This window comes from Streptomyces sp. NBC_01224 (assembly GCF_036002945.1).
Classification (GTDB): domain Bacteria; phylum Actinomycetota; class Actinomycetes; order Streptomycetales; family Streptomycetaceae; genus Streptomyces.
Map to the genome: position 1 here is coordinate 9,068,165 of NZ_CP108529.1, position 11,958 is coordinate 9,080,122.

Here is an 11,958-nt window from a genome sequence, read left to right on the forward strand (position 1 = left end):
CAATCACAACGTTGATTGAAGCTCCGCCATCTTGAAGTGGCTGGTCAGCGGGGTGGCGTGACCTCGTTTCAGGGTGCTCGTGCTGGTCGTGGGCGGCAGTCTGTGTTGTAGATCGTCCGGCGGGGTGGTTTTGCCGATGAGTTCACCGTCCTCGAACGGTCTATCCAGCGACACGACCGTTCTCGACAGGAGTGCCATGTCCACTATCCAGCCAGTGATCGTGACTGCCGACCAGGACGTTCTGCTCGGCTTCTACACGAAATTGTTCGGCGCTGAGGAGATCTTCCGGGTACCGGCGGAAGGCCCGGCCTTCTACCTCGGCTTGCGCATCGGCGACACCGACCTCGGGCTGGTGGCCAAGGAGAACCCGGGGACTGGGGCGGCGTCGCGGATCCTGCTCAGCATCGGTGTCGACGATGTCGACGAGACGCTCGGCCAGGTGGCGGCGCTGGGCGGCTCGGTCCGCGGCGGCCCCAACGACATGCCGTGGGGACAGCGCGTCGCCCACATCCGGGACCCCGACGGCAACCCGGTGAACCTCACTCAGCCGATCCCGGTCCGGTGACGCTGTTCCGCGGTGCTTGTGCTGGTCGTGGGCTACCTGCGGTAGAGATCAATTGTCGGTAGTGGCCTCGATGTTCGTCAGGACGAGCAGCGCGCGAAACAGGTGGGTGGCGCGGGCGGGGTCGGTACGGAGCTTGGTGAGGATCCGCCAGTTCTTCAGGTGGGCGAAGCCGCGTTCGACGGGGACGCGTCCGGCGGCCAGGACCCGGTTGGCCTCCTTCTCGGCGGGTGCGAGCCTGCGGTCGCGGGTGGCCTTGAAGCCGGTGACGACCACGGGATCGTCCCCGTCGTCGTCCAGGCCGAGGAAGCCCAGGACGGCCAGGGCGCCGAGGCCGGCAGCACGCAGGTGGGCCAGGATGTGGTCGCGGCGGGCGGCGGTGATGTCGTGGGTGCGGCCGGGCCGGGCGGCCGATATCCACATCAGACGGCCCCGCTCGTCGGTCAGCGCGAGGACGTGCAGGCCGTGGCGGCGATGCTTGCCGGAGTAGTTCGGGCGGTTCGCCTCTCCGGTACGGCGCTGGGTGGGGATGAGGGTGCCGTCGATCAGGACGACCTCGCCGCCCCGCCGGGCGATCTTCTTCAGGGCGCGGTCCAGGCGAGGGGCCTTCGCGGCCAGCAGGTGGATCAGCTCGTCGCGCCAGCGCCGGATGGTGGTGGCGGAGATGTCGTTGCCGCCGGCCATGTCGGCCAGGCGCCTATGGTGCCGCAGCACGGCCAGGACGATCACCGCGATCCTCCCGGGTGGCAGCGCCCGCCACCTCGACCGTATCGCTTTGAGATGGCGTCGCAGCAGGTCGGTGAGGTAGTTCAGGGTGTGCGTGGACAGCGGCAGGCGGCACTGGTAGACCAGGGACACGGTGTCTCCGGCGTGCTCTTTGGTTTTCGTCACACAATTCCAACAGCCGCCGGGGGGCACCTTGGTTACGCTCCGGTCGCCGTGCGGGCCGGTCACGGGCGGGTGGTGAACTTCCCGTCGGGTCGTTTGTGCAGCCAGCCGCGGTCGGCCAGCTTCGTGAGCTTCCCGCGCAGCGGCTCCAGCTTGCCCCGTACCCCGGCGTCCAAGCCCAGCACCTTGCCGATCTGACGGGTGGAGACCGGGCCGGCGGCCTGCCGCACGGCGGTCAGGATGCGCTGGTACTCCGCCGGCAGTGCGGACTCGGCCACCGCCGGCCCACGGTCCGGGACCAGCCGCACCGCCCGACCTGCCACCTGGACCACCGGCGACCCGGCCTCCGTGCGCTCGTCGGCGAGCTGCTCGCTCATCCGCTGCCACACCCGCTCGGCCACGGCCAGCTCATCGCGCTCAGCTCGTACCTCCGACAGCTGCTTGACCAGCTGCTCTTCGACTCCGTCCAGCTCCACACGCTCGGCGATCCGCTCCAACACCTCGGGATCCATCATGGGCCGGAGCGTAGGAGCGGCACCCGCGACGACGGACGGGAATCCACAAACCCACTCCTGCCAGACGATCTACACCCGAGACTGCCGCCCACGACCAGCACGAGCACCCCGAAACGACATCACACCAGCACCCTGACCAGCCACTTCAAGATGGCGCAGCTTCATTGATACCGCGAACGAGCCACGGAGGACTTCGCCTTGCACGGCGCGGGCGTCGAGGTTAGAGGCAACACCGGTAACTTAGACGTCGTTTCACTTGGTGAGTCGGCGGTGGCAGATGAGGGTTGCGGCTATGCCGACGAAGGCGAGGAAGTGCTTGGGCTTGCGTTCATATCGACGGTGCAGGCGTCGGCAGCCGGCGAGCCAGGACACCGTTCGCTCGACGACCCAGCGGTGACGGCCGAGCCGGGTGGAGGACTCGATGCCCTTGCGGGCGATCCGGTGACGGATGCCGCGTTGGCGGAGCCATCGACGCAGGTGGTCGTAGTCGTAGCCCTTGTCCGCGTGCAGCTTGGCCGGTCGCCTGCGGCGAGGTCCGCGGCGGGACCGGATGGGAGGGATGCCGCGGACGAGCGGTTCCAGTCCCTGGCTGTCGTGCATGTTCGCGCCGGAGATGCCCAGCGACAGCGGCAGCCCGCTCCGGTCAGTGATCAGGTGAATCTTCGATCCCAACTTGCCACGGTCGGTCGGATTCGGTCCTGTCAGCAGCCCCCTTTTGCCGCCCGGACGCTGACGGAGTCGATCGCGCACCGCGACCAGTCCAGCTCGCCCCGGGCACCGAGTTCGTCCAGGACGACGCGGTGGAGCCGGGCCCAGACCCGGTCCCGGCTCCACTGGGCGAACCTCCGGTAGACGGTCTGCCAGGCCGGGCCGAAAACCGGCGGCATTTGCCGCCACGTACAGCCCGAGGTGGCCACGAAGATGATCGCGGCCAGAGTCTCGCGGTCACCGGCCCGTCGTCGACCGCCGCCCTGAGGACGCTTCACCTCCGTGAGCGGCACCACCCGCCGGAACAGCACCCACAACTCACCCGGCATCAACCGCTCAACCAGATCCGTCATGCACTACTCAACGAGCGATCACGCCATAAGAAACGACGTCTAAAGAAGCGTGCATCAAACGCCATTCAGAACACGATCAAGTGCCGCCCGGCCTGCAGGTCCCCAGTGCGGCTTGCCGCCGGGAAGGCCCCGATCTCCGTTCTGCCCCATGAGCATCAGGAACAGGCTCTTCATTGCAGCCAGCCCGCGGGCGCGCCGGATCGCCGCCTCGTCTGCATGCGCGTACATGTCGAAGAACCGTGAGGCCGTGCCCGCAGGCAGCAGCACCCATGCGGCGGCGAGGTCCCACGCCGGATCGCCGGCGAACATGGCACCGAAGTCGACGATGCCCGAGAGCGTTCCGTCCGAGACGACGACGTTCGCGGGATGGAGGTCGCCGTGCACCCACACCGGCGGGCCCTCCCACGCGTGGGCCGCAACGGCGTCGTCCCAGACGGCCCGGACATCGGCAGCGATGTCGTTGGGGCCAACGGCCTGGAAGAAGTTCTCGAAGCCGTCCGTGCAGTTCCTAGGATGGGCACCGAAGTCCGTAGAGGTCGGCGCCTCGGCGGGCGCCTCCACATGGAGCGCCCGGAGGAAACCCGCCAGCGTGTCGGCCGCGTGGTCGCCGCGGCTGATCGAGCCATGGTCCAGCGGCTCGCCGGGAACCCACGTCATCACGGTCCAGTGCTTGGGGAAGCGCTCGGACGGTTCGCCGAACCGCACCGGGAGCGGCACCGGGAGCGGCAAGCCCGGGGCCAGCACCGGTAGCCACCGCCGCTCCTTCAGCTGGAGCGCCGGAGTGGGGTCCATGCGCTGCATGCGCACGGCCAACTCGTCCCCGAGGCGCCACATTTGGTTGCCCCAGCCGCCCGCCACCTCGCGAATGGCCAGCCCTGCAAGGTCTGGATGTTGCTCCTGCAGCAGGTCGCGGACCAGGTCTGCGGTGATCTCGATCTCGGTGTCGGTCATGCGAAGACACAGTACCGAGGCGGCAGGGGGAGCGGCTCTCGCTCTCCGGAACATCTCGCTGTGATTCCTCTGGCGTCACCGATTCGGTTTCAGAAAGCTGCAGATCAGACGCTTTGGGGCGGACAGGCCCCAAAGTTCAGAGAAGCCTGCATCCGCTGCCCGATGCTCTGGCCCGACCCCGCCCAGCGTGACCGGCTTGTTGAGATCCGCGGCAACCTCCTCGCCCGCATCGCCGAGGCCGATCGCGAAGGGTGGTTCGGCGAGGTGGAAGGGCTGCAAGTGAGCCTTGCCGGGGCGGAGGACAAACTCGCCCAGCTTGATGCTGAGCAGACTCGCCGCGGCACTGCCGTCGACCTCGGGATGCCCACCTTCGCCCAGATCGCGATCCGCACCAGTGACGTTGAGGAGCCCGCTCCGTGATTCGTCCGATCACCGACGAACCGGTCCACCGCCTCGTGGAGCAGGCGGAGGCCCATCGCATCGACAGGCCAAGGAACAGGGCTGCCGCCTGCCGCAGATCCGAAGCGCGATCCGGATCACCTGTTGCCTCTTGTGCGTGCTGAAGACGGTATAGAGGTGGTTGTCGTTGAGTGAGGGGAAGAGTAGACGTGGATGTGTATGAAGCTGTGGACAGTCGCCGGGCTGTGCGGGCGTTCAGCGATGAGCCGGTATCCAAAGAGATACTCGAACGTGTGCTGGCCGCAGCGACGCGGGCTCCGTCGAGCGGGAACCTCCAGCCGTGGCATGTGTATGTCGTGACCGGCGAGCCCTTGGCCGAGCTGAAGAGGCGCGCAACGGCCAGGGCACTGGCGGGAGACCCGGGGGATGAGCGGGAGTATCCGATGTACCCGGCCGAACTGACCTCGCCGTATGTGGACCGTTTTTCCGCCGCGGCTGCCCAGCGGTACAAAGCGCTGGGGATCGAGCGCGACGACCCCGACAGGCCCATGAAGATCGCCGCCTTGAACTCGGAGGCGTTCGGGGCACCGGTCGTGCTGTTCTGCTACCTCGACCGGACGATGGGGCCAGGGCAGTGGGGGGACGCGGGGATGCACTTGCAGACGGTCATGCTGTTACTGAGGGCGGAAGGGCTGCACAGCTGCCCTCAGGTGATGTGGACGATGTATCGCAAGACCGTCAGCCAGATCGTCGGAGCCGATGACGGGCTCGTGCTGTTCTGCGGTGTCTCGGTGGGATTCGAGAAGGAGGGCGTGCCGCGGCTGCGTACCGGGCGGGCTGACATGACAGAAACAGTGAGCTTCATCGGAGGGTGACCGGGCATGTCGGTCTGGCGTCGGCCCGGATCCTCGCAACTCGTGGTTCAGAGAAGGCGTCATCAACCAGGGCCTGTTCTATCTCTCGTGGCTGATGGATCACCGGTCCGAGTTCGAGCACCTGGTTCGTGACCGGCTCGGGGCTACGGCCGCATCCCAGGTGCTGTGGAGCGGACCGCGTCTGATCTGTATCGCCGGCGACTTCACACGCTACGACGTACACGCCGTACGCGAGCACCGGAGGTCGATCGACCTGGTCCGCTACCGACTCTTCGGCAGCGACCTGCTCGGGCTTGAGACCGTGGCGTCCGTCAGCGGCGGCATACAGATAGCTCGTCGGGTGCGCCGACAGGGTGAGGCGCGGGCGGCAGTCGACGTCCAGGGCGCGTCGATGGTGGAGGTGGTGAGCGCGGCCGAGGAGGCGCTGCTCGGGCTCGGAGGCAGCATCAAACGCGTCGAGCGCAAGCAGTACACGGCATTCCAGAAGCTGCGAAACTTCGCCTGTGTCTGCCCGCCCCAGCGGAGCAAGCTCCTGGTCTACCTGAAGGCCGACCCGAGGCACGTCGACCTCCTTCCCGGGTTCACCCGAGACGTGACCGGGCTCGGCCACCACGGGACGGGCGATCTGGAGGTTCAGCTCCGCACGCCGAGGGACGTGGAGCGAGCGCAGGATCTGTTCCGCGCGAGCTACGCAGCAGCGTGATGGCTCGACGGCATTCTGGCCGTGAGCGATTTGCGCTTGATCTGAGGTCGTCGTGTAGTGCCTTTCGACGTACGGGCAGGGCGTGGCGGTGGAAGTTCGATGATGCGCGGGATCGCCGGTTTGGTTGACCGGAGATCCCGCGCTATGTTGCGCCACCTTGCTGGCCGATGAGTAGGCACCCTGGGCCGTTGGATCAGCGCCAGGTGTACGTCTGGTCGGTGATCGGGGGGAGCAGTACGTTGCTGGGCGCGTCGGCGGGCTCGGTCAGCTGGCTGAGTGCGTTGCCAACGGCGGGGCAGAGGTGGCGTTCGGCGGCCTGCGCGAGGGGAACCCAGACCACGCTGGTGATGTCTTCGGCGTCTTGCTCGGTTGCCGGGAGGACAGCGCGGACGTAGCGGGGGATGGCCAGAAGATGGATGAGGTGGAGACGGCGGAACGTGCCGGTCCTGCCGGGCCGCGTCGTGATCTCGTCCTGTGCCCAGCGCAACCGGGGACGGTCGGGGAGGGCGGTGACATCGAGGTCGAGCTCTTCCTTGAGTTCGCGGGCGAGGGCGACAGGTACTTCCTCTTCCGGGTGGAGGAGCCCGCCCGGCAGTGAGTACTGGTCTCCATCGGGCCGGGCCCGGCGGATCAGGCAGATCTCGTCGCTTTCGATGATGGCTGCGCAGGTGCGGATCGCGATGGCCGGAACGGCGCCGGTCGTGGTCATGAAATCGTCCCCGACCGGAGGGCGACGGCGTTGTTGGCGGCCAGCCAGCCCGCTGGGTTGCCGCAGTCGAAGTACTGTCCGGCGACGGGGTGGATGAGGACGTCGTGGTCGCGGGCGAAGGCGGTGATGGCGTCGGTGGCCTGGTACTCGCCGTTCGCGGCCGGGGTGAGCTTCTCGAAGTAGGCGGTGGCCGCGGTGGGAAGTAGGGCGCGGCTGATGTTGATGTAGGCCGTCGGTGCGCTGTAGGCGGTCGGCTTTTCCAACAGATCGTCCAGTACCTGCTGGCCGTCCTCCGTGGCTCGGGGCTTCAGGATTCCGTACCGGTGGGCGTCGCTGCCGGGGACGGTGGCGGCGGCGACGGCACCCGCGGTGCCGGCGGCGTCGCGGGCGGCGGCGAGGGCGGCGAGGTCGGATCCGCCGTCGGTTCGCAGGAGCAGGTCATCGCCGGCGATGAGGAAGAAGTCGTGGTCGCCGATGAAGTCGGCGGCGAGGATCGCGGGCAGGGCGGTTCCGTACCGGTCGCCGTCGCGGGGCTGTTCGATGAAGTGGAAGTCTGCCTGGTCGTGGAGGTGCGCGATCGGCTCGTACTTCTTCTGCCAGCCGCGGGCGGCGAAGTAGTCCCGCATGCCGTGGTCTTCGGTGAAGTAGTGGCGGACCTGCCGTCCGCCCTCACCCTGCGAGGTGACGATCGCGATTTCGCGCACGCCTGCGGCGAGGCAGTCGGCGACCGCGTAGGCGAGGACGGGTTGGTCGAGTACCGGCAGCATGCACTTGTTGACCGATTTGGCGATGGGGAAGAAGCGGGTTCCCATGCCGGCTACGGCGATGACGGCGCGACTCACGCGGGCCCTTCGGGTGGGTGCGGGCTCTGCCTGTGGTCCTCCGGCAGGGCCCGGCGGGGCGGGATAGGCGCGACAGTCTACGCATACCGCGCACGGTTTCCGTGAACCCGCAGCCCGCGGCGGGGGCGCTCAACTGGCCGAGCCGCCAGCGCTGTTGAGCGCGGCGGCTTGGCGGTGTGCGTCTTCGGGATCAGCGAGTCAGGGTGTGATCGAAACGGAGAGGGGCTTGGGGGCCGCGGCGGCGGTCAGTGAGCCGGCCTCGCGGATCCGGTCCCAGATCGGGGTGGCCCGGTCGCTGGGGTCGAGCCCGTGGCGCACTGCCTGCTGGTGGACGGCGGCGAGCATGGTGTCGTAGTCGCGGGGCGTGCCGACCTGGCCGTCCACGTAGCGGTGCAGGGCGGCGACACCGACCTCGACGATGTGGTTGCCGGTGTGCTGGAGGGCGCCGAGCAGGTCGGTGTCGAAGGACAGCCGGTGGTCGGTGACCCGGGGCAGAGCGCCGGCTAGGGCGGTGCGGGTGAACGCCTTGAACCCGGCCTGGGGATCGGTGACGTGCAGGCCGAGGAGTTCGTTGACCGCCTGCATGTAGAGCAGGGTGGCGGGGGTGGGGCGGGCGGGCGGTCGTGGAGTCCACACTGACCAGGGACAGGTTCACCTCCCCCGCTTCGCAGCCTCCGCGATCAGGCCCAGCAGGGCCTCGAAGACACCGGCGTCACGCCATTGCCGGAAGCGGTTATGGACGGTCGACCAGGCACCGAACTCCTGCGCCATCTCCCGCCACTGCCCACCGGGCCTGAACCGCCAGATCACGCCCTCGAACTGCTGCCGCAGCCGCTCGGGGTACGGGCCGTATCTCCCGATCGGTAGATACGGCCCAATGAACTCCCACTCCACGTCCGTCAGTTGCGCGCGAGCCATCCAAGATGATCTTCCGGATCAATCCCTTCCGTAAGGGCCGATCCCTGGAACGATCACGACTCGATATATGCCCTAGTGGCCTGCGGACTGCAGTTCCCGTACCACGCGGGTCGCCACCGGCACGAGCACACCGTGGCGGTCGGCCGCGCGCAGCAGCGCTCCGCCGATGGCGTCGAGTTCCAGCGGCCGGCCCGCTTCCGCGTCGCGCTGCATGGAGGACTTGGCGTCGGGAGGGAAGGCGTCGTAGCGCGCCAGGGCCTGAGCGGGGTCCACCGGTGCGCCGCAGGCGCGGCTGACCGCGGCGGTTTCGGCGACCAGGCTCTCCAGCTCCTCGTGGTGGCGGGTGCGGACCTCTCCGAGGGGCGCGCCGTACCGGGTGGTGAGGAGGGCGAAGGGGGCGAGGAAGGCCATTTTTGCCCACAGGGCTGTGGTCTCGTCCTCAGTCAGGCGGGCCGTCACGCCCGCGGCGGACAGGGCGGTCGCCAGGGTTTCGACGTGGGGGCGGGGTGCCGTGCCGGCGGCCAGGTCGATCTCGACGAACGGGCTGCCGTGCTCGATGACGACGGGCCTGGTGCCATCGGGGGCAAGGCGGGTTGACTCCACGCGGATTACTCCGGGGGCCACCCGGTCAGGCCGGTAGCGAGCGCGGAGGGTGGCGGGGTGTTCGACGCCGTTCAGCAGCGGTACGACGAGGGCGTCGCCGAGGGCTGCGGGCGGGACGCGGGTAAGTGCGGTATCCAGAGCGGTCTGCTTGACGGTGATCAGGCACGCGTCGACCGGCTCTCGCAGTTCGGTGTCCGTTTCCACGGCTGCGGTGAAGTCGCCGAACTGGCGGCTATGTACCTCGATCCCGCTGCTGCGCAAGGTGTGTGCCGTGGCTTCGCGGGCCAGGCAGATGACGCGGTGGCCGGAGCGGGACAGTAGGGCGGCCAGCAGACCGCCGATGCCGCCCGGACCCAAAATGGCCACCGTGGACTTGCTCGTCATGAGCGTCACGAAGTTGTCCTCTCGTAGGTCGGCCCCGATGATCGGTGGCCGCCTTCAAGACGATCTTTGCAGAGGTGCCCGCCATGCGTGCGACTGGGGGTGCGGACCAGAACGCGCAGAGGCGCCGTATCAGGAGAGCTTGATCCTCAACCGGACCACCCAATGATCACGACGCGGGACGACCCGGCAAAGACCGCCCCGCCCCTGTTCCAGCCCGCTACACTCCCCACACCCAAGCCGCTGACCAGCGCCAATGAAGAAGTCCGGCTGGAGTACTAGGAACTGTCCGGGCGATCACTGCCGGAGAGCTCCGGGCCGCAATCAAGTTCATGACCTGGCTCGACGACAACTCGATCACGCTCGCCGACCTCAGCCAGGAAGACCTCGACCTCTGGCTGACCACCAACCCCACCTGGCGCCGAGACCTCAAGCCATTCATCCGCTGGGCCGTCGCCCGCCGCCTGACCAGCAAGGTCACCATCCCGACGAAGAAATACGGCCTGCCCTCCCGATTCCTCGACACCGACGAACTCAACCAACAACTTCGCCGCTGTCTCAACGACGACACCCTCCCCTTGGAAGCCCGCATCATCGGCGCTCTGACCTGCCTCTATGCCCTTCCCACTACCCGGATCGTCGAGCTCACGACCGACCGCTTCCACCGAGACGGCGACGACGCCTACCTGACGATCAGCAAGCACCCCGTCCTGCTCCCACCCCGGCTCGCGGTCCTCATCGAACGACAGATCACGAGCCCCGCCTGCCGCACCTCTGTGCTTCAGCAGTCGCACACCGGGACTCCGGGCTTCCTCTTCCCGGGCCGGCCCCCAAGTCGCCCCCGCAGCCCTCAGACCGTCAACCACTACATGAAGCTGCACGGCCTGCCGGGCGTCAGCGCCCGCAACACGGCCATGATGGAAGCGATCACCGACCTCCCGCCGATCGTGGTCAGCGACCTCTTCGGCATCCACCCCCACACCGCCTACGCCTGGGATCAGTACGCCCAAAACAGCTGGGCTGAATACTTCGAAGCTGTTCAATCCACCGACTAGCCCCCGCGACTTCGAGGACCGATCTTGCGGTCCGGGGAGCCGGACGTGCTCTGGACGCCGAGCATGGCGGGGTAGGCGAGCGCGGCGGGGGTCAGACCCAGTGCACCGGTCACGAAGACGGGTCCTGCCCTGTTGCGGGAGATGGGCACGCTGCCTCCAGACGCGAGCGGCTTGTACGGCAGGAGGTACGGGCCGGCCGCCGGGATCCGTCAGCTCCGCGGGTAAAAACCAGCCGCCCGGCCGCGTCCCCGGCCTCCCGGGGCAGTACACCCGGGCCCGTCCCTACGCTGCCGCGGCGCAGGGGCGGAAGCGGGCTAGGTAGGCGAGGGTGGAGCCACGGTGTGCGGCCAGGTGGAGGCCGGAGTCGTCGGCGAGGCGGTGCAAGGTGCCGAAGGGGATCCAGTGGCGGTCGAAGAACTCGCCGACCACCAGTCGGCCGCCGGGGGTGAGCACCCGGACCGCCTCGGCCAGCACCCGCTCCGGCTCCGGTACCTCGCCCAGTGCGGTCACCAGGCACATGGCGTCGAACGTGCGGTAAGGGAAGGGGAGTTCACGAGCGTCACCTCGGGTGGGCGTGATGTTGGCGACGCCGTGCCGTTCCGCGCGGCGCATCACGTGGTCGAGCATCTCCGGCTGGATGTCCAGGACGTCCAGCCTTCCTTCCGGGCCGAGTTGGGGAGCGACGTGCAGCGACTGCAGGCCGGTGCCGGGACCGACTTCCAGCACCCGCTCACCTGGCCTGGGCCGCAGCACGGCGTCCACGCGGTTCGCGGTCAGATACGGCAACGGCAGGTCCAGCAGCTTGTGTTGGGCGTGCGGGTAAGGGGCCTTGTCGCCGAACCACAGGGCGCCGGCGGCGACGGCATCGGCGGCGAGCGCCCAGCGGACGGCGGGCTTGGCCAGGACGGTGTGGGACATGGATCTCTTCTTGGGAGGGGATGGTGGCGTGCGGGAAGGAGGCGGGGCCGGGAGCGAGGGTCAGGCTGTCTGGCGGGCAAACCCTCGTACCGCCAGCACGACGCACACCACCGCCAGTGGCAGTTCCGCGCCGAGCGCCATCGCTATCGCCGAGACCTGATCCGCGCCCGGTGCCGCGGTCATCGTGTCGAACCAGGCGTCGACCACCAGCAGCGTCGCGGTGGCGGTGGCCGTCAGGGCGTGCAGGTGGTGGCCGCGCATGGCCAGCAGCCCCGTGGCGATCAGTCCCAGCGACTCCAAGGCGTCCAGGCCGATCCAGGCGGTGCACCAGTTCGAGGCGATGGCGGTCCCCGGCAGCCCGTTGGCCAGCACGACCAGCCACGGCAGCAGGGCCAGCCCGCAGCCGACCAGGACGTGTTCCAGGCGGTACCGGCGGCGGATGCGCGGACCGGTCGAGCCGCGGGCCTCGTCCTGAAGTCGGCAGATGCTCAGCGTGCTCATCGGATCGTTCTCCTCGCGTTCCTGGCGTTCCTTCACGGCCTCAAGCCTCGTCCGCCCGGCGCTCATGGTCAGTAACG

Annotated in this window: 16 protein-coding genes and 2 pseudogenes; 5 read left to right on the forward strand and 13 right to left on the reverse strand. The window is 68.4% G+C overall.

Features of this window, described 5'->3' with window-relative positions:
• Window positions 1–3 precede the first annotated feature (3 nt).
• Complete coding sequence (locus tag OG609_RS41120) at window positions 4–198, reverse strand: hypothetical protein (protein ID WP_327277446.1); 195 nt, start codon at window positions 196–198, stop codon at window positions 4–6.
• Here OG609_RS41120 and OG609_RS41125 point away from each other — a divergent pair.
• A complete protein-coding gene (locus OG609_RS41125; RefSeq protein WP_327277447.1) occupies window positions 197–565 on the forward strand; it encodes a VOC family protein in 369 nt (122 codons plus the stop codon). The two genes, OG609_RS41120 and OG609_RS41125, sit on opposite strands and share 2 nt — an antisense overlap.
• A gap of 48 nt (window positions 566–613) precedes the next feature.
• Here the strand turns inward: OG609_RS41125 and OG609_RS41130 are convergent, their stop codons facing one another.
• The 4 genes from OG609_RS41130 to OG609_RS41145 all read right to left on the reverse strand — a co-directional run bounded on the left by OG609_RS41130 (window position 614) and on the right by OG609_RS41145 (window position 3,977).
• Complete coding sequence (locus OG609_RS41130) at window positions 614–1,453, reverse strand: transposase family protein (protein WP_327277448.1); 840 nt, start codon at window positions 1,451–1,453, stop codon at window positions 614–616.
• Between the two features lie 59 nt (window positions 1,454–1,512).
• Window positions 1,513–1,965 (reverse strand): hypothetical protein, encoded by a 453-nt coding sequence (locus tag OG609_RS41135; RefSeq protein WP_327277449.1) that lies wholly within the window; start codon window positions 1,963–1,965, stop codon window positions 1,513–1,515.
• A 252-nt stretch (window positions 1,966–2,217) separates the two neighbouring features.
• Window positions 2,218–3,026, reverse strand: a protein-coding gene (locus OG609_RS41140) for an IS5 family transposase (protein WP_327277450.1) whose coding sequence is annotated in 2 segments (ribosomal slippage) — window positions 2,218–2,676 and window positions 2,679–3,026 — 807 coding nt in all. Because the reading frame shifts where the segments join, the coding sequence is not laid out codon by codon here.
• Between the two features lie 54 nt (window positions 3,027–3,080).
• A complete protein-coding gene (locus tag OG609_RS41145) occupies window positions 3,081–3,977 on the reverse strand; it encodes a phosphotransferase (RefSeq protein ID WP_327277451.1) in 897 nt (298 codons plus the stop codon).
• A gap of 162 nt (window positions 3,978–4,139) precedes the next feature.
• On the opposite strand from OG609_RS41145, the gene OG609_RS41150 reads away from it, so the two are divergent.
• The 3 genes and pseudogenes from OG609_RS41150 to OG609_RS41160 form a co-directional block, all read left to right on the forward strand.
• Window positions 4,140–4,397 (forward strand): hypothetical protein, encoded by a 258-nt coding sequence (locus OG609_RS41150; protein WP_327277452.1) that lies wholly within the window; start codon window positions 4,140–4,142, stop codon window positions 4,395–4,397.
• A 188-nt stretch (window positions 4,398–4,585) separates the two neighbouring features.
• The gene (locus OG609_RS41155; RefSeq protein WP_327277453.1) at window positions 4,586–5,251 is read left to right on the forward strand and encodes a nitroreductase; all 666 of its coding nucleotides are present in this window, start codon (window positions 4,586–4,588) and stop codon (window positions 5,249–5,251) included.
• A gap of 55 nt (window positions 5,252–5,306) precedes the next feature.
• Window positions 5,307–5,954 (forward strand): annotated as a pseudogene (locus tag OG609_RS41160) (DUF5655 domain-containing protein); the annotation flags it as partial.
• A 193-nt stretch (window positions 5,955–6,147) separates the two neighbouring features.
• Here OG609_RS41160 and OG609_RS41165 read toward each other — a convergent pair.
• The 5 genes and pseudogenes from OG609_RS41165 to OG609_RS41185 form a co-directional block, all read right to left on the reverse strand.
• Window positions 6,148–6,663 carry an NUDIX hydrolase gene (locus OG609_RS41165; RefSeq protein ID WP_327277454.1) on the reverse strand — a complete coding sequence of 172 codons (516 nt, stop codon included), beginning with the start codon at window positions 6,661–6,663 and terminating at the stop codon, window positions 6,148–6,150.
• On the reverse strand, window positions 6,660–7,505 hold the full coding sequence (locus OG609_RS41170; protein ID WP_327277455.1) for a sugar phosphate nucleotidyltransferase: 846 nt from the start codon (window positions 7,503–7,505) through the stop codon (window positions 6,660–6,662). The genes OG609_RS41165 and OG609_RS41170 overlap by 4 nt, the downstream gene beginning before the upstream one ends.
• A 198-nt stretch (window positions 7,506–7,703) precedes the next feature.
• On the reverse strand, window positions 7,704–8,090 hold the full coding sequence (locus OG609_RS41175) for a hypothetical protein (RefSeq protein WP_327277456.1): 387 nt from the start codon (window positions 8,088–8,090) through the stop codon (window positions 7,704–7,706).
• Window positions 8,065–8,423 (reverse strand): annotated as a pseudogene (locus tag OG609_RS41180) (transposase); the annotation flags it as partial. The gene OG609_RS41175 and the pseudogene OG609_RS41180, both read right to left, overlap by 26 nt.
• Window positions 8,424–8,495: 72 nt before the next feature.
• Window positions 8,496–9,410 carry a ketopantoate reductase family protein gene (locus OG609_RS41185; RefSeq protein ID WP_327278359.1) on the reverse strand — a complete coding sequence of 305 codons (915 nt, stop codon included), beginning with the start codon at window positions 9,408–9,410 and terminating at the stop codon, window positions 8,496–8,498.
• Window positions 9,411–9,739: 329 nt separating this feature from the next.
• On the opposite strand from OG609_RS41185, the gene OG609_RS41190 reads away from it, so the two are divergent.
• Window positions 9,740–10,462 (forward strand): hypothetical protein, encoded by a 723-nt coding sequence (locus tag OG609_RS41190; RefSeq protein WP_327277457.1) that lies wholly within the window; start codon window positions 9,740–9,742, stop codon window positions 10,460–10,462.
• Here OG609_RS41190 and OG609_RS41195 read toward each other — a convergent pair.
• The 3 genes from OG609_RS41195 to OG609_RS41205 all read right to left on the reverse strand — a co-directional run bounded on the left by OG609_RS41195 (window position 10,459) and on the right by OG609_RS41205 (window position 11,881).
• On the reverse strand, window positions 10,459–10,611 hold the full coding sequence (locus OG609_RS41195) for a hypothetical protein (RefSeq protein ID WP_327278430.1): 153 nt from the start codon (window positions 10,609–10,611) through the stop codon (window positions 10,459–10,461). The two genes, OG609_RS41190 and OG609_RS41195, sit on opposite strands and share 4 nt — an antisense overlap.
• Before the next feature lie 133 nt (window positions 10,612–10,744).
• Window positions 10,745–11,380 carry a class I SAM-dependent methyltransferase gene (locus OG609_RS41200; protein ID WP_327277458.1) on the reverse strand — a complete coding sequence of 212 codons (636 nt, stop codon included), beginning with the start codon at window positions 11,378–11,380 and terminating at the stop codon, window positions 10,745–10,747.
• Window positions 11,381–11,440: 60 nt separating this feature from the next.
• Window positions 11,441–11,881, reverse strand: a complete 441-nt coding sequence (locus OG609_RS41205; RefSeq protein WP_327277459.1) for a hypothetical protein — start codon at window positions 11,879–11,881, stop codon at window positions 11,441–11,443.
• Window positions 11,882–11,958 lie beyond the last annotated feature (77 nt).